Raw genomic sequence first — 17,445 nt, 5'->3', positions numbered from 1 at the left:
GGGAGAGGCTCCCCGCCTCCCCTCACGACCTTTTTCAGGTCAGTGATTGTCGCGCGGCAGACCTTCGGTCTGCGCAATGCGCTGGTATTTGACAGCCGGTTCGAGAACCGCGCCGGTTTCCATCTGCCCGACGATGCCGCGCTGGATTTCCTGCCACGGCGTCTGGTGCTTCGGATAGCGATAGCCGCCCTCGGCGTCCAGAGTGCTTCGACGTTGTGCAAGCTCATCATCCGAAATCAGGATGTTGGCTTCGCCGCGACCGAGATCGATGCGCACACGGTCGCCGGTCTTCAAAAGTGCAAGACCACCACCTGCTGCCGCTTCCGGAGACGCGTTGAGGATCGACGGGCTGCCCGACGTGCCGGACTGGCGTCCATCACCGATGCAGGCGAGCGAGCTGATACCCCGTTTCAGAAGGTAATCGGGAGCGCGCATGTTGACGACTTCGGCAGCGCCCGGATAACCGATCGGACCGGCACCGCGCATGAAGAGAACCGAATGCTCGTCGATCTCGAGCGACGGATCGTCGATGCGGTGGTGATAATCTTCCGGACCGTCGAACACGATCGCACGGCCTTCGAAGGCTTCCGGATCGTTCGGATTGGAGAGGTAACGCTCGCGGAACTCAGGCGAGATAACGCTGGTCTTCATGATTGCGGAAGAGAACAGGTTGCCGCGCAGAACGCGGAAGCCGGCGCGTGCCTTCAGCGGTTCGTCGTAACGCTTGATGACCTTGTCGTCCTCGATGATCGCACCGCGACAGTTGTCGCCGATCGTATTACCGTTCACCGTCATCGCATCTTCGTTGATGAGGCCCTGCGTCATCAGCTGGTTGACAACCGCCGGAACGCCGCCGGCATGGTAATAGTCTTCGCCGAGATATTCGCCGGCTGGCTGCAGGTTGACGAGAAGCGGCACTTCCTCGCCATAGGTCTGCCAGTCGTCGACCGTCAGTTCCACGCCGGTATGGCGGGCGAGCGCGTTCAAGTGGATCGGCGCATTGGTCGAGCCGCCGATCGCCGAGTTGACGCGGATAGCGTTGATGAAAGCGTCCTTGGTCAGGATGTCGGAAGGCTTCAGGTCTTCCTTGACCATTTCGACAATGCGAAGGCCGGTGAGATAGGAAACTTCCTGGCGGTCACGGTAAGGAGCCGGGATTGCGGCCGAACCCGGCAGCTGCATGCCCAGCGCTTCGGCAAGCGAGTTCATCGTCGTTGCCGTACCCATCGTGTTGCAATAGCCGGTGGATGGTGCCGAAGACGCGACAAGCTTCACGAAGCCCGCGTAATCGATCTCGCCCTTGGCCAGAAGTTCGCGTGCCTTCCAGACGATCGTGCCGGAACCGGTGCGCTCACCGCGGAACCAGCCGTTCAGCATCGGGCCGACCGACAGGGCGATGGCTGGAATGTTGACGGTGGCAGCGGCCATCAGACAGGCTGGCGTGGTCTTGTCGCAGCCGATCGTCAGCACGACGCCATCGAGCGGGTAACCGTAGAGAACTTCGACAAGGCCGAGATAGGCCAGGTTGCGGTCAAGGCCCGCGGTCGGGCGCTTGCCGGTTTCCTGGATCGGATGCACCGGAAATTCGATGGCGATGCCGCCCGCTTCGCGAATACCTTCGCGCATACGGTTGGCAAGCTCGAGGTGGTGGCGGTTGCACGGCGACAGGTCCGAACCGGTCTGGGCGATGCCGATGATCGGCCGGTCCGACTGAAGTTCGGCCTGGCTGAGACCGAAGTTCATGTAGCGCTCGAGATAGAGCGCGGTCATGTCGACATTGTCAGGATTGTCGAACCAGGCGCGCGACCGCAGCTTACGCGCGTCCTGGCGGCGCTCTCCGGTTTCGGCGATTTCACTTGAGGGCGCGTTTTCCGAATTGCTCATCTTCAGTCCTCGAATGCTTCAGTTTCAATGCGCCGGCCAAGCATGAAGGCATCCGCCACATGCACCAGCGGTGAGAAATCCGTATCGCTGTCACCCTTGGTGACGAGCGCCACGAAATCCCGATACAGATTGCGATATTCGCGATCTTCCTCGACGATCTGCGCCTCGCCGTCGACGATCAGGCGGCTGCCGCCGTGAGTGAGGACGATCGTGCCCTCTTCGGTCTCGACCCGGATGTCCCAGGTCTGCGGCCCCGTCTGACGCCAGTCGAATTCGGCCGCCACAGGCAAGCCGCTTTTCGTTTCGAAGGCAAGGCTTGCAGCGATCGGCGCTGCACGATTGGCTGGGAAGGTCAGTTCGGAGCGCACGAGATGAAACGTTTCGGGCATGATCCGCGTGACGATCGACAGAGCATTGATGCCGGGATCGAAAACGCCGAGACCGCCCGGCTCCCAGATCCACGCCTGACCCGGATGCCAGTGGCGAACATCTTCCTTCCACTCGACCGAAACGCTTTTCAACGTCCGCTCGGCGATCAACGCCCTTGCAGGCTCGACAGCTGCGGCAGCGCGGGAATGCCATGTTGCAAACAGGCTGAGGCCCTTGTCTTTCGCCAGCGTTTCCAGCGCAAAGACTTCCGAAAGCGTCGCACCCGGGGGCTTTTCAAGCATCACATGCTTGCCGGCTTCAAGTGCTGCCTTTGCCTGCTCGAACCGGCCCTGGGGCGGCGTACAGAGAGAAACAGCGTCGACTTCCACGCCGGAAGCCAGCATCTCATGGATATCGGCAAAACACGCGACATTCTCGAGCGAGGCGTTGCGGCTGGCGACCGCGACGAGATCGATCCCGTCAGTCGCTTCGATTGCGCCGAGATGCTGGTCCCTGGCAATCTTGCCAAGTCCGACGATAGCGAGACGGATGGGTGTCATGGCCACCTCAGAGCGCCTTGATGGTGACGGGCGTTTCCGCCGCCACAGCCAGACGGTTCACGAGCGGCAGCTTGAACGGCGCCGCATCGATCTCGAACACATCGCCGGCTTCGGTCTTGATGCCATGCGAGACCGACAGTGTCGCCGTGCCGAAGAAATGCACATGCAGATCGCCCGGCTGGCGGAACAGGTCGTATTTGAAATTGTGGTATTCGAGGTTGGCGATCGAGTGCGACATGTTCGCTTCGCCCGACAGGAACGGCTTTTCGAAGATCACCTCGTCACCACGGCAGATGCGCGACGTGCCTTCGACATGATCAGGCAGTTCGCCGACCAGAAGTTCCGGCCCGAGCGCTGCCTGGCGCAGCTTGGAATGGGCAAGCCAGAGATAGTTGCCCTTCTCGGTCACGTGATCGGAAAACTCGTTGGAGAGACAGAAGCCAAGACGGAAAGGCGTACCATCGGGGCCGATCAGATAGATCGCCGCCAGTTCCGGCTCCTCGCCGCCATCGAGCGCGAACGAGGGAGAAACGAGATCTTCGCCGGTTGCGCGCAGCTGCGTTCCATTGCCCTTGTAGAACCATTCCGGCTGAGCACCGACTTCGCCGTCCTTCGGCTTGCCGCCCTCGACGCCCATCAGGAACATGCGCATGGAATCGGTCGGCTTTTCTTCCGACTGCGCTGCCTTGTGCATCTTGTCGCGACCATCGGCGGAACCGAGATGCGTGAGGCCGGTGCCGGCAACGATGAAATGGGCTGGATCGGGATGCGAGACCGGCAGACCAAGACGTCCGCTCTGCGCGGCAACGTCGAGGTCGACTTCATCACCAAGCCCGAGTGCTTCGATCTGCTGCGCCAGACTCAGGCCTGCTGCAATGGCCTTCTGGGCAAGCTCGTAGGTTGAGGAAACGCCATTGACGACGCGCGGAGTCTCTCCGCTCCAGGCGACAACCTGAACATCGCCAGACAAGCTCGCAACCTGAAGAATTCGCAACATATGCCCTGCCATCCGATAAGTCTGATAATATTGAAGCGCAGTGTCTCCCGAAACCGCGCCAACCCCTCCCATCAGATCACGATCCGATGCGTCATTAATACGACTATTGGATAACGGGACGTACTGTCAAGAACGAGATGGCTTCAGAGTGCCATCATCGTAAACAAGGGAGAATTCTAAATAGCGAGTGGAATCATATAGATAAATGAGGATCTCGCAAAATCGCGTTTCGAAAGCGTGATTTTTCGCAATTTTGCGTCTTGCAAAAGTATGATTATATGCCAAACCTTCGACCGTCAGTTTTCTTATCATCTCTGGGAGGATTTAAGATGAAGAGAGCACTATGGGCGGCTACCGCCATTGTTACCGCATGCCTAGCGTCGAGCGTTTCCGCAAAATCCCTGACAATCGGCTTCTCGCAGATCGGATCTGAATCCGGCTGGCGCGCTGCCGAAACGACAGTGACGAAGCAGCAGGCCGAAAAGCGCGGCATCACCCTGAAGTTTGCCGATGCGCAGCAGAAGCAGGAAAACCAGATCAAGGCAATCCGCGGCTTTATCGCCCAGGGCGTCGATGCGATCCTGATCGCACCTGTCGTTGCCACCGGCTGGGACGCAGTCCTGAAGGAAGCCAAGGAAGAAAAGATCCCTGTCATCCTTCTCGACCGCGAAATCGATGCACCGAAAGATCTCTACCTGACGGCCGTCACCTCTGACCAGACCTTTGAAGGCAAGGTTGCAGGCGACTGGCTGGTGAAGGATGTCGGCTCCAAGGACTGCAAGGTCGTGGAACTGCAGGGAACCACCGGTTCCTCACCTGCCATCAACCGCAAGAAGGGTTTCGAACAGGCTATTGCCTCGCATTCGAACATCAAGATCGCGCGTTCGCAGACCGGTGACTTTACCCGCACCAAGGGTAAGGAAGTCATGGAAAGCTTCATCAAGGCAGAAGGCGGCGGCAAGGGCATCTGCGCCGTTTACGCTCATAATGACGACATGGCCGTCGGCGCGATCCAGGCCATCAAGGAAGCCGGGCTGAAGCCGGGCACCGACATCAAGGTCGTCTCGATCGACGCCGTTCCGGATATTTTCCAGGCTATGTCGAAGGGTGAAGCAAACGCGACTGTGGAGCTCACGCCGAACATGGCAGGCCCCGCGCTCGACGCACTCGAAGCCTACCTGAAGGACAAGAAGGAACCACCAAAGTGGATCCAGACAGAATCGAAGCTGTACACGGCTTCTGATGACCCGATGAAGGTGTACGAAGCTAAGAAGGGCCTCGGCTACTGATCTCCCGCCGCCCGATCTAGCTCTCGACCGAGCCGGGCAGTTTTCAACCGGGGCAGCTTTTTCAAGAGCTGTCCCGGCCTCCACTTATGCGGGCTGGAGCATGACAGACATACAGACTTCCTCAGAAAATTCGTTCTCCGCCACAGACCGAGAACGTCTCGATGATCCGCTCATGGAAGCAAGGGGCGTCGGCAAATCCTTTCTCGGCGTCACCGCGCTTGAGGGCGTGGACTTCACGCTGCAGCGGGGCGAGATCCATGCGCTGCTTGGTGAAAATGGCGCCGGCAAATCCACGTTGATCAAGATCCTGACAGGTGTCTACACGCGTGACCGCGGCGAGATGCGGCTGGATGGCCATGACGTGACTCCGACCAACGTCGCGGAAGCGCAGGCGCTCGGCATCGGCACCGTCTACCAGGAAGTCAATCTTCTCGAAAATCTCACGGTGGCCGAAAACCTGTTCCTCGGTCGCCAACCAAGCCGCTTCGGGTTCATCGACCGACGCGAGATGCGTCGGCGCGCGAAAGCGCTTCTCGCGAGATACGGCCTCGATATCGACGTCGATGCGCTTCTCTCCTCCTATTCCGTCGCGATCCGCCAGATCGTCGCGATTGCCCGTGCCGTCGATCTTTCCGGCAAGGTGCTTGTTCTCGACGAGCCGACCGCAAGTCTCGACAGCCAGGAAGTCGAAATGCTGTTCGTCGTGCTGCGCAGGCTGCGCGAACAAGGTCTCGGCATCATCATCATCACCCACTTCCTGAACCAGGTTTATGCAGTGGCCGACAGGGTCACCGTGTTGCGCAATGGCAGGCTGGTGGGCAGCCGGGCGCTGGCCGAACTGCCGCGTCTCGAACTCATCTCGATGATGCTCGGCCGCGAGCTGCAGGACATTACCCGAGAGCATCAGGTCCAGGAAGAAACCATCGCCCCGACCGGCGAGGCGCCCATTCGTTTCGCCGGCTACGGAAAACGCGGCAGCGTCGCCCCGTTCGATCTCGACATCCGCCCAGGCGAAGTCGTCGGCGTCGCCGGACTTCTCGGGTCTGGCCGCAGCGAAACGGCCTTCCTCCTTTTCGGCATCGACCGCGCAGACAGCGGCACAGCCAGCATCGACGGCAAGGAGATCGCCCTCTCCTCGCCGGTCGCGGCCATTTCGAACGGGTTCGGCTTCTGTCCGGAAGAACGCAAGACGGATGGGATCATCGGCGATCTTTCCGTGGCCGACAATATCGCCCTGGCACTGCAGGCCCGTCAGGGCTGGGCAAAACCGATTTCGTCGCGTGAGCGCCAGGCTCTGGCTGAAGGGTTTATCAAATCCTTGGACATTCGCCCCGCGGATGCCCAGCGGCCGATCAAATTCCTCTCCGGCGGCAACCAGCAAAAGGCGATCCTCGCCCGCTGGCTGGCGACGGAACCACGGCTTCTGATCCTCGACGAACCGACCCGCGGCATCGATATCGGCGCTCACGCGGAAATCCTGAAAATGATCGAGCGGCTGTGTGCCGAAGGCATGTCGCTTGTTGTGATTTCCTCCGAACTGGAGGAACTGACGGCGATCGCTCATCGGGTCATTGTACTTTCCGACCGCCGCCACGTGGCGGAACTCACCGGCAGCGACGTCAACGCCGACAATATCATGCAGGCGATTGCCGCACCGAACCGGACGGAGGCCGCCTGATGAACCCGATAACCCGTCGCCTCAAGCGACTTGCGCCGCAGCTGATCGCGCTTGCGATCATCCTCGGCATGATCACGGCGATCGCGCCCGGCTTCCTTACGATCTCGGTCCAGAACGGCCGCGTCTACGGCAGCCTGATCGACATTCTGGTGCGCGCCGCACCGGTGGCCCTTTTGACCATCGGCATGACGCTGGTCATCGCGACGCGCGGTATCGATCTTTCGATCGGCGCCGTCATCGCCATTTGCGGTGCCGTTGCCGCAACGCTGATCGCCGATGGATATCCGATCCCCGTCGTCATCGTCGTATCGCTCGGCATCGGCCTCGTCTGCGGTCTCTGGAACGGCATTCTGGTTGCCCTCCTCGATATCCAGCCGATCATCGCGACGCTGATCCTGATGGTCGCGGGACGCGGGATTGCCCAGCTGATCACAGAGGGCGTCATCCTCACCTTCAATGACGACACGTTTTCGGCGCTCGGATCCGGTTCGTTCGCCGGCATTCCGATCCCGATCTTTCTCTGGCTCGGCACCGGCCTTCTCGTCGGCCTGCTGGTCCGCCGCTCGGCGCTCGGCTTCCTGATCGAGGCAACCGGCATCAACCGCCGTGCAGCAACGCTTGCCGGCGTCAAAGCCCGCTTCCTGCTGTTCTTCGTCTATGCGATCTCCGGCCTTTGTGCCGCCGTCGCCGGCCTGATCGTGACCGCCGATATCCGTGGCGCCGATGCCAACAATGCGGGCCTCTGGCTCGAACTCGATGCGATCCTCGCGGTCGTGATCGGCGGAACGTCGCTGAACGGCGGTCGCTTCTCGATCACGGCGTCGCTGATCGGCGCGCTGATCATCCAGTCGATCAACACCGGCATTCTCGTTTCCGGCTTCCCGCCGGAATTCAACCTCATCATCAAGGCCGGCATCATCATCATCGTGCTGACACTGCAATCACCCGCTGTCATCACCATGCTCGGCTTCTTGAGGTCTCAGCCGAAAGCCAGCAAGAACCCGGTTTCCAAGGTTGAAGGAGCGGCCCGATGATCCACACCCGCAACCTTCCCTTCGTAACGACGCTCGCGATCTTCGTAATAGCTTACGGTCTCTGCATCCTGCAGTTTCCAAACATGCTGTCGACGAGGGTGATCGGCAATCTGCTGACAGACAATGCGTTTTTGGGCATCGCCGCTGTCGGCATGACCTTCGTCATTCTGTCGGGAGGCATCGATCTCTCGATCGGCTCGGTGATCGCCTTCACGAGCGTGTTCGTGGCGGTTGCAGTCGGCTCGCTCGGCCTGCACCCGCTCACTGCCTTCTTAGCCGTTCTCGTCATCTCCACGCTGTTTGGCAGTCTGATGGGGGCGATGATCCGCTATCTCGGCATTCCGCCTTTCGTCGTGACACTGGCCGGCATGTTTCTCGCACGCGGCGCTGCCTACCTGATCTCCACGGCGTCGGTTCCGATCAGCCACGAGATGATCGACGCGATCCAGGGCTTCTACTTCCGCTTTCCCGGCGGCGGGCGGCTGACGGCGCTGGCAATCCTGATGCTGCTGGTCTTCATCATCGGCGGGTTCATTGCCGGAAGGACGCGGTTCGGCGCGAATGTCTACGCGATCGGTGGAAATATCCAGTCTGCGGAACTGATGGGCGTACCCGTCGGCTCCACGACGATCGGCATCTATGCCCTGTCAGGCTTTCTGTCGGGCTTGGCCGGCATTGCATACACGCTTTATACCTCGTCGGGTTATTCGCTTGCGACCGTCGGCGTCGAACTCGATGCGATTGCAGCCGTCGTCATCGGCGGTACGCTTTTGACCGGCGGCGTCGGGCTTGTGGCCGGCACGTTCGTCGGCATCCTTATCCAAGGGCTGATCCAGACCTACATTGTCTTCGACGGAACCCTGTCGTCCTGGTGGACGAAGATCGTCATCGGCATCCTCCTTTTCGTGTTCATTGTGTTGCAGCGCGGTATCATCTGGTATTCAAACCGGCGATTGGCCGAGAGTCGGCTTAAGGAGATCTAGTTTGAGTTTGCTGGAAACGACGATTAACGGGCGAAAGCGCCGTAGCAACCACGCAACGGTGGTCGCTGGGCTTGGCCGCGGGATCGTTTCCGGCACGTTCCCCGAAGGCTCTCTCCTGCCCGGCGACACCGAGCTTTCCGCACGGTTCGGCGTATCGCGCACGGTGTTACGCGAGGCGATGAAGACGCTGTCCGCCAAGCGGCTGGTCGAAGCCAAGGCGAAGGTCGGTACCCGCGTCCTCGACAGTTCGAGCTGGAATTTCTTCGACGCGGATGTCTTAAGTTGGCGTTTCGAGACGAGTCTCGACTACGAGTTCATCGAGCATCTGGCCGAAATGCGCACCGCGCTTGAGCCGGCAGCGGCGGCAGCGGCGGCTTTGAGGGCGACGAGCGATGACATCGTTTCGCTTTACGCGATCGCTGCCAAATTCGACAATCTCAACCACACGCCGGAATCGATCGCCAACGTGGATCTCGAATTCCACCTGGCCATTGCCCGCATGTCGGGCAATCCGTTCATGCGCTCCGCAAGCGCTTTGATCGAGGCGGCACTGGCGATTTCCTTCCAGCTGTCGTCACCGGCCGCGTCGCCGGAAATGATCGACGAAGTCGCCTCCAACCATCTGCGCATCGCCCATGCCATCGCGTCCCGCGATCCGCAAAAGGCGATGTCGGCGATGCGTCATGTGATCGACGTCGGCAAAATCCGCATCCGCACGTCGCTGGATGCTGCGGAGAACGTGCCAGGCAACAAGACCGCCGAGCTGCGCTTCCCAGATTCTACCCGAGTTCCAACGTCGTGACCCCGAAGACATCGGATGTCTGCGCTGACGGCGGCAAGCCGCGATACATTCGGGCTGTCGTAAAACCTTTTTGGAATCCGGCTTCTGAAAGATAGTCCGAAAATTCCTGCTGCGGCGCCGGCACATCGATATGCACGGTCTCGCCTCCGGTTTCCGCGACGAGGCTTTGCAGTAGCGTGACGGCTTCGGTCGCACCCTCGGCGAAAAGCGGACCGATCTTGAACCCGTCGCTACATTTGCGGCAGACGCCATATCCTCTGATCTCTCCATCATCGATCAGGACCTTCGTCGACCTCGGCGGCTTCAGCCACTCGGAAAGAAACGCCTTGCGGACTTGCGGGAAGACGTTGCCATCGTAGTGGATGATAGCCGGCAAATTACCGACGCTGGCATCGGTCACGCCGGCGATGGTGGTACCTCTGAGGCGGCCACTCCAGCGGATAGTCTCGTAGAACGGCTCGAACCCCATGCTGCGATAATGCTGCTGTTGCTCCGCAACGCCGTCGAGACCGATCGTGCGCCCCTCCAGATGGGCCATGCCAGCATCCCATACGCGCCGGCCCATACCCTGCCCGCGAAAATCGGGATGCGCGATATAGAGGCCGATGAACCCGAAATCGCTGCCGTATCGCACCGCCGAAATGCCTGATGCGAGCACGCCATCGACGAAACAGCCGAAGAAACCATCGGGATCCGCGGCATAAAAGGTGGCCGCATCGGCAAGCCCGGGGTTCCAGCCTTCCGCTCTCGCCCAGTCGAGAAGGCATTCAAGCTCCGAAAGTGCCAGCGTCCGGACGACGGCTGAGCCTGTCATCGCGCCGCAAGCCTGCTAGGCGCAAAACCCTCGAGAAGCCCCGCATACAGCTTGTTGACCGGCGTCGCATAGGCGCCGTTTTTAGCTGTCGACAGGCCGAGTGCCACCAGCATTTCCGCCTGTTTGACGGCAGCCGCGACACCATCCACGACCGGCACCCCGAATTCGGCCCGCAGCTCTGCGGTAAGGTCGGCCATGCCGGCGCACCCGAGCACGATCGCCTCGGCCTTATCCTCCTTCAAGGCCAGCGCGATTTCGGAGCGGAGCCGTTCACGCGCATTGGATGTCGGATCTTCCAGCGACAGGACCGGAATATCGGCGGCCCGCACCTTGCAGCGACCGGACATGCCGTAGCGATGGACGAGATGCTCGAGCGGCAGGCGCGAACGTTCCATGGTCGTCACGATCGTGAAGCGTTGCGCGATAAAGGTGGTGGCAGAAAGCGCCGCTTCGCAGATGCCTATAACAGGGATATGGGCGAGAGCCCGGGCTGCATCGAGCCCCGTATCATCGAAACAGGCGATGATCGCCGCGTCGGCACCGGCCTTTTCGCCCTTGGCAAGCTCGACCAAAAGGCCGGGGACCGCAAACACCTCGTCGTAATAGCCCTCGATCGACACCGGCCCCATGGACGATGTGACGGCGTGGATCTGCGTATCGGAATTGGCAACACGGGCGGCGCTGTCGGCAACGGTCGCGGTCATGCTGGCGGTGGTGTTGGGGTTGACGATCAGAATACGCATCGTATGGGATCAGCTCCGCAGGCGGCGACGGTTGATATAGACGATCAAGCCGAGCGTTCCGGCAATGACCAGGAACGAGAACACCGTCGTGACTGTCCCGAGCGCATAAAGCACCGGCGTCGTGACATTGGTCGTCATGCCGTAGATCTCGAGCGGCAGCGTATTGTACGTGCCCGCCGTCATCAGCGTGCGGGCAAACTCGTCATAGGAAAGCGTGAATCCGAACAGCCCGACACCGATCAGGCTGGGTGCGATCATCGGCAGCACCACATTGGAAAACGTCTGCCAGGACGAAGCGCCGAGATCGCGTGCAGCCTCCTCATAGGCCGGCGAAAAGCGGTTGAACACGGCAAACATGATCAGCACGCCGAACGGCAGGGTCCATGTCAGATGCGCGCCGAAGGCAGACGTGTACCAGGACGGTTCGAACCCGAACTGCTGGAAAACAACGCCGATGCCGAGCGAGACGATGATCGACGGCACGACGAGACTGGCGACCGCCAGATAAAAGAGAGCTGTGGCACCGGCAAATTTGCGGCGAAAGGCAAGGCCCGCCAGAAGCGCCACGACGACCGTGACAATCATCACCATCACCCCGAGCGCTGTGGAACGGCGGAACGAACCGCCGAAATCGCCGACCGCCTGGGTCTCGAACAGGTTGACGAACCAGCGGGTGGAGACGCCGTTCAACGGAAACGTCAGGCCGCCGTTCGGCCCCTGGAATGAAAGGATCAGCACCGCAGACAGCGGCCCGTAGAGAAACAGCACGAAGATGGCGAAGAATAGGGCGAGGAAATAGAATTCGCGGCCGCGCTTGTCGCTGTGCATCTCAAAGCTCCCCCATCTTCACAGTTCTTTGCGGATATCGACGATGCGCAGGATGCCCGCGACCATCAAAAGAACGAGGACCAGAAGCACCACCGCATTGGCAGCGGCAGCCGGATATTGCAGCAGCGACATCTGGTTCTTCATCATCAGCGCCACCGAAGCGCTTTGACCGCCGGACATGACCTGCACGGTGGAAAAGTCGGCCATCACCAGCGTCACCACGAAGATCGTGCCGATCGCCATGCCGGGCTTGGCAAGCGGAATGATGACATTGGTGAGGATCTGAAAGGACGTGGCACCGGCATCACGCGCCGCTTCGACCAGCGACTTGTCGATCCGCATCAGCGTGTTGAAGATCGGCGTCACCATGAACAGCGTGTAGAGATGCACCATGGCAAGCACGACGGCGAAATCCGAATAGAGCAGCCACTGGATCGGCTCCGGCACAATGCCGGCACTGACGAGCGCGCTGTTGATCAACCCGTTTCGCCCGAGAACCGGGATCCAAGAAATCATCCTGATGATGTTGGATGTCAGGAACGGCACGGTGCAGACCAGAAACAGCACCATCTGCATCGCCGAGGTGCGAATGTGGAAGGCGAGAAAATAGGCAACCCAGAATCCGACGAACAGCGTGATTGCCCAGACGATGGCCGCAAATTTCAGCGTGTTGAGATAGGTCTTCCAGGTGACCCAGGAACCGAGCGTTTCCGCATAGTTCATGGTCAGAAAGTCGGGATACATCTGGGCGAAGTCATAGTCCCAGAAACTGACGATCACGATCATCAGGATGGGAAGCGCCAGGAAGAACCCAAGGATCAGCGTCAGCGGCGTCGCCTGCAGATAGGAGACGAGGCCGAGCGGGATGCGAAAGCTGCGGGCTTTGGGCATTTCCGGTTTCACCGCGTCCGCGGATGTGATCGTCACCATCGGTGTTTCCTGCCTTCGTCGAAAGATGGAGCGGTGCCGCAAGTTCCCCTCCCCCTTGTGGGGAGGGTGGCCGGCAGGCCGGGAGGGGTTTTGAAGAAAGGCCCCTCCCTAACCCTCCCCACAAGGGGGAGGGAACATGTCGTACCTGCCGTTACGCCGCGATGAATTCGTTCCAGCGGCGAACCATGTAGCGGTCCTCGTCCATCACCGAGTTCCAGCAGGCGACATGGCCCATGCGTTCCTCGAAGGAACCGCCATCGCGCACGGCACCGGCCTTTTCCATGACCTTGCCGTCGGGCGCGACGATATCGCCCTTTGCTGCCTTGCCTTCGATCCAGTAGCCCCACTCGTCGGCCGACATGTGTTCCTTGGCGGTGTCCATGGCAGCCGAGTAGTAACCCTGGCGGTTGAGGTAGGCGCCGACCCAACCGGATGTGTACCAGTTGATATATTCATAGACCGCATCGAGCTTGGCGCCGGACAGATGCGCGGCAAGACCGAGACCGCCGCCCCACGAGCGATAGCCTTCCTTGAGCGGCTGATATTTGCAGGCAATGCCCTTGGAGCGGACAGCGGCAACGGCCGGCGACCACATCGACTGGATGATGACTTCGCCCGACGACATCAGGTTGACGCTTTCGTCGAACGACTTCCAGAAGGCGCGGAACTGGCCAGCCTGCTTGGCCTTGATCAGGAAATCGATGGTCGCATCGATCTCGGCCTTGGTCATGTTGCCCTTGTCGGCATATTTGATGTTGCCCATAGCTTCCATGATCATCGCGGCATCCATGATGCCGATCGACGGGATGTTCAGGATAGATGTCTTGCCCTTGAACTTCGGGTCCATGATGTCGGCCCAGGTCGTGATTTCACGGCCGACCAGATCCGGACGAATGCCGAGCGTATCGGCATTGTAGATCGTCGGCATCATGGTGAACCACTGGGTCTCTTCCTTGGCGAATTTCTTGTCGCCTGCCTTTTCGACGAAGCCGACCGTATGCGGCGCCGTGCCCTGGGCGATCACGCTGTCGGGCTTCAGCTTGCCGTTCTTAAACAGCGGCACGACCTTGTCGTAATATTTCAGCTTCTTCACATCCATCGGCTGGATGACGCCGGCCGGATAGACCTTCTTGAGGATCCAGTATTCGATGTCGGCAATGTCGTAGGAGTTCGGCTGCGTGACGGCGCGCTGGGCAGCGGCATCGGAATCGGTTGCCGTCATCTCGAGCGTGATGCCGAGATCCGCCTTGCAATTTTCGGCAATCGCATTGAGGTTCGAAACGCCGGTACCGAACTGGCGGATCGTGATCGGGTTCTGCGCCCAGATGGTCGGGAAGCCGGTAATGGCGCCCGAGCCGGCAGCAAGGCCGGCAGCGGCGGATGCGGTCTTCAGCAGCGAGCGGCGCGAAAGTCCCTTTGCGGTCTTTTGAATTTCAGTCATTCCCATGTTCTCCTCTAGTTGATTATTGTGAGCGGGATCAGTGCTTGAGGCGCCCGAGGACAATCGCGTCCTCCCGGCCCCAGCATAGGGGGATCGCCTCTCCGACCTTGACCGGATTGGCGAAGAAATCGGTGTCGGAGAGGATCGCCATAAAATCCTCGATGCCGGCGCCGTTGACCGACAGCTTCACCGAGGAACCGCGATATTCGATATTGGTGATCGAGCCGGTAAAACCGAGGCCCGTTTCGGACGGCTGGCCGATCCGGACGTGATCGGTACGGATGGCGATATCGGCCTGATCGGTCAGGTCGCCATTGTCGCCGACGGCCAGAAAATCGGCACCGGCCGGCACCGACAACATCAGTTCCTGGCCCGCGCTTTTGGTGACGCGACCGGAAATGACGTTGTGGTCGCCCATGAACTTAGCGACGAAGGCTGTCGCCGGCTTTTCGAACACGACGCGCGGATGGGCCGCCTGCTCGATGCGACCGTCATTCATGATGACGATGATGTCGGCAAGCGCCATCGCCTCTTCTTGGCTGTGCGTCACATGCACGAAAGTGATGCCGAGCGAGGTCTGCAGCTTCTTCAGCTCCGCCCGCATACGGATCTTCAAGAACGGATCGAGCGCGGAAAGCGGCTCATCAAGCAGCAAGGCTTCGGGATCGGTGATCAGCGCACGCGCCAGCGCCACGCGCTGCTGTTGACCGCCGGAAAGCTGGGCCGGACGGCGTGTCGCATAGCCTTCCATCTGCATCAGCCGCAGCAGGTCCATAGCCTTGGCGCGGCGGACATCCTTGTCGACGCCCTTCATCTTGAGCGAAAAAGCGACGTTGTCGACCAGATCGAGATGCGGAAACAGCGCGTAGGACTGGAACATCATTGCCGTGCCGCGTTTGGCCGGCGGAAGGTCTGTCACGACCGTGTTGCCAAGCCGCACGTCGCCAGACGTGATGCTCTCGTGGCCCGCGATCATTCTCAGCGTCGAGGTCTTGCCGCAGCCGGACGGGCCGAGCAGGCAGCAATAGGTGCCGGCTGGGATCTTGAGACTGATCGCATGGACCGCCGTCGTCGTCCCATAGGTCTTGGTGACGGAGGCGATATCAATTTCGGCGGCCTTGCTCATGCGGTGCTCCCTGCTTCCAGAATGAGATGCATCCGCCGTGCCAGTTCCGATAACCCTTTGACCGCACTGGAACATCGGTTTGCGCTGATAAAACCGTTTGAGTGCACTGCGCAAAAATCGTGCGATCGATACCGATCCCATGCGCAAATCGTATGCAATCCTTGCCGTGGATCGAAGACATCCGTTCTGGCAATCTCTATTTGTCTGGAGTAATGGAGATTAACGGGATGTGGTGATGAGTATCAGCGAGCAGATCATTCTCAACGAGACGACGCCGGAAGACCGGTCTATGGCGATACGCGAAGCGCTGCGCAACGCGATCATCGACCGTCGCCTGGCGCCGGGAACCAAGCTTTCGGAAGCCGAAGTCGGCTCGCTGTTCGATGTCAGCCGCACTGTCGCCCGCGCCGCACTGCAGATGCTGACCTTTGAAGGCCTGGTAAAGACCGAGCGAAACCGCGGCGCCTTCGTCTCCAATCCGTCGCCGGACGAAGCACGGCAGATCTTTGCTTCGCGCCGGCTGATCGAGCCCGGCATAGTCGCGGCGGCGCTCGAGCGGATCACACAGGATGACATCGAAGAATTCCGGCGCCAGCTTCAGGAAGAAGAGCGCTACATGACTGAGCGCGGTCCGGCCGCACGACGCGCCGAGATCAAGGCTTCCGGTGATTTCCACCTGATGCTGGCTTCGGTCGCCGGAAATTCCATTCTGCAGCGCTTCATGGACGAATTGATAGCCCGCTCTTCACTGGTGATCGCGCTTTACGGACGCTCCGGCGTGTCGAGCTGCGGCCACAGCGAGCACTTCGCGATCCTCGACGCCCTCAAGGACGGCGATGGCGAACGGGCGGCTGCCCTGATGCTGCACCATATCGATCATATCGAGGCCGATCTCGACCTGCAGGAGAAGCAGGGCCTCGGATTGAAAGACGCGCTCGCGATCGGCTGATCAGTAAGTATCTGAACACTTACCAAGGTTCTATATTGCGGTGCGAAAGCGCGTTGACTCTGTTTGGGAAGCTCTGTCTATTTGTTCCATGCTTGGCCGGTTCACTCCGCCGAGCCAATAAACGGGAACAGCAATCGGCACGCGTATGCCGATAACGTGGAGACATCACCAATGCTGAAGAGACACCTGCTGAAGGCCGCCGTCGGCGCCGCGCTTCTCGTAACCACGGCACTTTCCGCCCATGCCGCAGATGACGCGCTTGCCCGCATCAAGGCGGCCGGCGTCATGAAGGTCGGCACGGAAACCGCCTTTGCTCCATTCGACTTTATCGATGCCGGCACGCATACGGGCCTCAACGTCGATTTCTTCGCAGAACTCGGCAAGGATCTCGGCGTCAAGATCGAATGGGTCGAGCTGCCCTGGGATGGCGTCTTCCCGGCACTGGAAGCCGGCAAGTTCGATTTCGTAGCCGGCCCTGCCACCATCACCAAGGCACGCCTGGAACGCTTCAAGATGACCGCGCCGATTGCAGAGGCAACCGTCGCCATCCTGAAGAAAGCCGGCGATACATCGATCACCAAGCCTGAAGACATTGCCGGCAAGGCCGTCGGCGCCGGCAAGGCGACCGCGCAGCTTGCTCAGCTGCAGCAATATTCCGAGACGCTGCCGACCAAGGTGACCGCCCGCGAATACGTTTCCTTCAACGACGCCTATGCGGATCTGGCGGCCGGCCGTATCGTCGCCGTCGCAAATTCGCTGCCGAACATTGCCTTCGTCGCAAAGCAGCGCGCCGGCGTCTTTGAAGTAGTGACACCCGCCTTCGGCAAGAAGGCCTATTTCGGCTTCATCGGCAAGAAGGACGCCGACAGCGCGAGCCTCGTCGAATACGTCAATTCCGAAGTCATCAAGATGAAGAAGGACGGACGCCTAGCCAAACTGCAGGAAAAGTGGTTCGGCACGACGTTCGACACGCCGGACGAAGTGAAAGAACCTGCGTTCTAACAAACCTTGCGAACGG

16 protein-coding genes are annotated in these 17,445 nt (G+C 60.2%); 7 read left to right on the top strand and 9 right to left on the bottom strand.

From position 1 onward, the window contains the following. Positions 1 to 39 precede the first annotated feature (39 nt). From IFT59_RS00200 to araD1, 3 genes are read right to left on the bottom strand one after another with little or no spacing between them, the layout of a single operon-like run. Entirely contained in the window at positions 40 to 1,884 is a 1,845-nt protein-coding gene (locus tag IFT59_RS00200) for an IlvD/Edd family dehydratase (RefSeq protein ID WP_197978006.1), read from the bottom strand. 2 nt (positions 1,885 to 1,886) lie between these two features. Further along, a complete protein-coding gene (locus IFT59_RS00195; protein WP_192085606.1) occupies positions 1,887 to 2,819 on the bottom strand; it encodes a Gfo/Idh/MocA family oxidoreductase in 933 nt (310 codons plus the stop codon). Between the two features lies 1 nt (position 2,820). Next, a complete protein-coding gene (araD1, locus tag IFT59_RS00190) occupies positions 2,821 to 3,810 on the bottom strand; it encodes an AraD1 family protein (RefSeq protein WP_192085604.1) in 990 nt (329 codons plus the stop codon). Positions 3,811 to 4,139: 329 nt separating this feature from the next. Between araD1 and ytfQ the strand changes: the two genes are divergently transcribed. The 5 genes from ytfQ to IFT59_RS00165 all read left to right on the top strand — a co-directional run bounded on the left by ytfQ (position 4,140) and on the right by IFT59_RS00165 (position 9,596). Beyond that, positions 4,140 to 5,099, top strand: coding sequence for a galactofuranose ABC transporter, galactofuranose-binding protein YtfQ (ytfQ, locus tag IFT59_RS00185; RefSeq protein ID WP_113111665.1), 960 nt, complete (start codon positions 4,140 to 4,142; stop codon positions 5,097 to 5,099). 172 nt (positions 5,100 to 5,271) lie between these two features. Next, the gene (locus IFT59_RS00180; RefSeq protein ID WP_249407445.1) at positions 5,272 to 6,777 is read left to right on the top strand and encodes a sugar ABC transporter ATP-binding protein; all 1,506 of its coding nucleotides are present in this window, start codon (positions 5,272 to 5,274) and stop codon (positions 6,775 to 6,777) included. Further along, positions 6,777 to 7,811: an ABC transporter permease gene (locus tag IFT59_RS00175; protein ID WP_062462101.1), complete on the top strand. Its 1,035-nt coding sequence runs from the start codon at positions 6,777 to 6,779 to the stop codon at positions 7,809 to 7,811. Before IFT59_RS00180 ends, IFT59_RS00175 begins: the two co-directional genes overlap by 1 nt. Further along, positions 7,808 to 8,794: a galactofuranose ABC transporter, permease protein YjfF gene (gene yjfF / locus IFT59_RS00170; RefSeq protein WP_082471961.1), complete on the top strand. Its 987-nt coding sequence runs from the start codon at positions 7,808 to 7,810 to the stop codon at positions 8,792 to 8,794. Before IFT59_RS00175 ends, yjfF begins: the two co-directional genes overlap by 4 nt. Before the next feature lies 1 nt (position 8,795). After that, positions 8,796 to 9,596, top strand: a complete 801-nt coding sequence (locus tag IFT59_RS00165) for a FadR/GntR family transcriptional regulator (RefSeq protein ID WP_082471960.1) — start codon at positions 8,796 to 8,798, stop codon at positions 9,594 to 9,596. Here IFT59_RS00165 and IFT59_RS00160 read toward each other — a convergent pair. From IFT59_RS00160 to IFT59_RS00135, 6 genes are all read right to left on the bottom strand, one after another. Further along, positions 9,574 to 10,410: a GNAT family N-acetyltransferase gene (locus IFT59_RS00160; RefSeq protein ID WP_192085600.1), complete on the bottom strand. Its 837-nt coding sequence runs from the start codon at positions 10,408 to 10,410 to the stop codon at positions 9,574 to 9,576. The two genes, IFT59_RS00165 and IFT59_RS00160, sit on opposite strands and share 23 nt — an antisense overlap. Further along, positions 10,407 to 11,153, bottom strand: coding sequence for an aspartate/glutamate racemase family protein (locus IFT59_RS00155; protein WP_192085598.1), 747 nt, complete (start codon positions 11,151 to 11,153; stop codon positions 10,407 to 10,409). Before IFT59_RS00155 ends, IFT59_RS00160 begins: the two co-directional genes overlap by 4 nt. 9 nt (positions 11,154 to 11,162) lie before the next feature. Further along, on the bottom strand, positions 11,163 to 11,981 hold the full coding sequence (locus IFT59_RS00150; protein ID WP_113165633.1) for an ABC transporter permease: 819 nt from the start codon (positions 11,979 to 11,981) through the stop codon (positions 11,163 to 11,165). Positions 11,982 to 11,999: 18 nt separating this feature from the next. Further along, positions 12,000 to 12,911, bottom strand: coding sequence for an ABC transporter permease (locus IFT59_RS00145; RefSeq protein WP_192085596.1), 912 nt, complete (start codon positions 12,909 to 12,911; stop codon positions 12,000 to 12,002). Positions 12,912 to 13,062: 151 nt separating this feature from the next. Next, entirely contained in the window at positions 13,063 to 14,352 is a 1,290-nt protein-coding gene (locus IFT59_RS00140; protein ID WP_192085594.1) for an ABC transporter substrate-binding protein, read from the bottom strand. A 37-nt stretch (positions 14,353 to 14,389) separates the two neighbouring features. Then, positions 14,390 to 15,478 carry an ABC transporter ATP-binding protein gene (locus IFT59_RS00135; RefSeq protein WP_192085592.1) on the bottom strand — a complete coding sequence of 363 codons (1,089 nt, stop codon included), beginning with the start codon at positions 15,476 to 15,478 and terminating at the stop codon, positions 14,390 to 14,392. 235 nt (positions 15,479 to 15,713) lie between these two features. Here IFT59_RS00135 and IFT59_RS00130 point away from each other — a divergent pair, with 235 nt between their 5' ends. Both IFT59_RS00130 and IFT59_RS00125 read left to right on the top strand, forming a co-directional pair. Next, positions 15,714 to 16,427: a GntR family transcriptional regulator gene (locus IFT59_RS00130; protein WP_192085590.1), complete on the top strand. Its 714-nt coding sequence runs from the start codon at positions 15,714 to 15,716 to the stop codon at positions 16,425 to 16,427. Positions 16,428 to 16,598: 171 nt separating this feature from the next. Beyond that, positions 16,599 to 17,429 (top strand): transporter substrate-binding domain-containing protein, encoded by an 831-nt coding sequence (locus IFT59_RS00125; RefSeq protein WP_092659166.1) that lies wholly within the window; start codon positions 16,599 to 16,601, stop codon positions 17,427 to 17,429. Positions 17,430 to 17,445 lie beyond the last annotated feature (16 nt).

The sequence above is a fragment of the Rhizobium sp. CFBP 8752 genome (genome assembly GCF_014842035.1).
Classification (GTDB): domain Bacteria; phylum Pseudomonadota; class Alphaproteobacteria; order Rhizobiales; family Rhizobiaceae; genus Neorhizobium; species Neorhizobium soli.
This window is presented reverse-complemented; position numbering and strand designations above follow the sequence as displayed.

Coding starts and splice junctions, on each gene's coding strand:
- IFT59_RS00200 (WP_197978006.1), bottom strand. CDS start 1,884: ATGAGCAATTCGGAAAACGCGCCCTCAAGTGAAATCGCCGAAACCGGA.
- araD1 (WP_192085604.1), bottom strand. CDS start 3,810: ATGTTGCGAATTCTTCAGGTTGCGAGCTTGTCTGGCGATGTTCAGGTT.
- ytfQ (WP_113111665.1), top strand. CDS start 4,140: ATGAAGAGAGCACTATGGGCGGCTACCGCCATTGTTACCGCATGCCTA.
- IFT59_RS00180 (WP_249407445.1), top strand. CDS start 5,272: ATGGAAGCAAGGGGCGTCGGCAAATCCTTTCTCGGCGTCACCGCGCTT.
- IFT59_RS00175 (WP_062462101.1), top strand. CDS start 6,777: ATGAACCCGATAACCCGTCGCCTCAAGCGACTTGCGCCGCAGCTGATC.
- yjfF (WP_082471961.1), top strand. CDS start 7,808: ATGATCCACACCCGCAACCTTCCCTTCGTAACGACGCTCGCGATCTTC.
- IFT59_RS00160 (WP_192085600.1), bottom strand. CDS start 10,410: ATGACAGGCTCAGCCGTCGTCCGGACGCTGGCACTTTCGGAGCTTGAA.
- IFT59_RS00155 (WP_192085598.1), bottom strand. CDS start 11,153: ATGCGTATTCTGATCGTCAACCCCAACACCACCGCCAGCATGACCGCG.
- IFT59_RS00150 (WP_113165633.1), bottom strand. CDS start 11,981: ATGCACAGCGACAAGCGCGGCCGCGAATTCTATTTCCTCGCCCTATTC.
- IFT59_RS00145 (WP_192085596.1), bottom strand. CDS start 12,911: ATGGTGACGATCACATCCGCGGACGCGGTGAAACCGGAAATGCCCAAA.
- IFT59_RS00140 (WP_192085594.1), bottom strand. CDS start 14,352: ATGACTGAAATTCAAAAGACCGCAAAGGGACTTTCGCGCCGCTCGCTG.
- IFT59_RS00135 (WP_192085592.1), bottom strand. CDS start 15,478: ATGAGCAAGGCCGCCGAAATTGATATCGCCTCCGTCACCAAGACCTAT.
- IFT59_RS00130 (WP_192085590.1), top strand. CDS start 15,714: ATGAGTATCAGCGAGCAGATCATTCTCAACGAGACGACGCCGGAAGAC.
- IFT59_RS00125 (WP_092659166.1), top strand. CDS start 16,599: ATGCTGAAGAGACACCTGCTGAAGGCCGCCGTCGGCGCCGCGCTTCTC.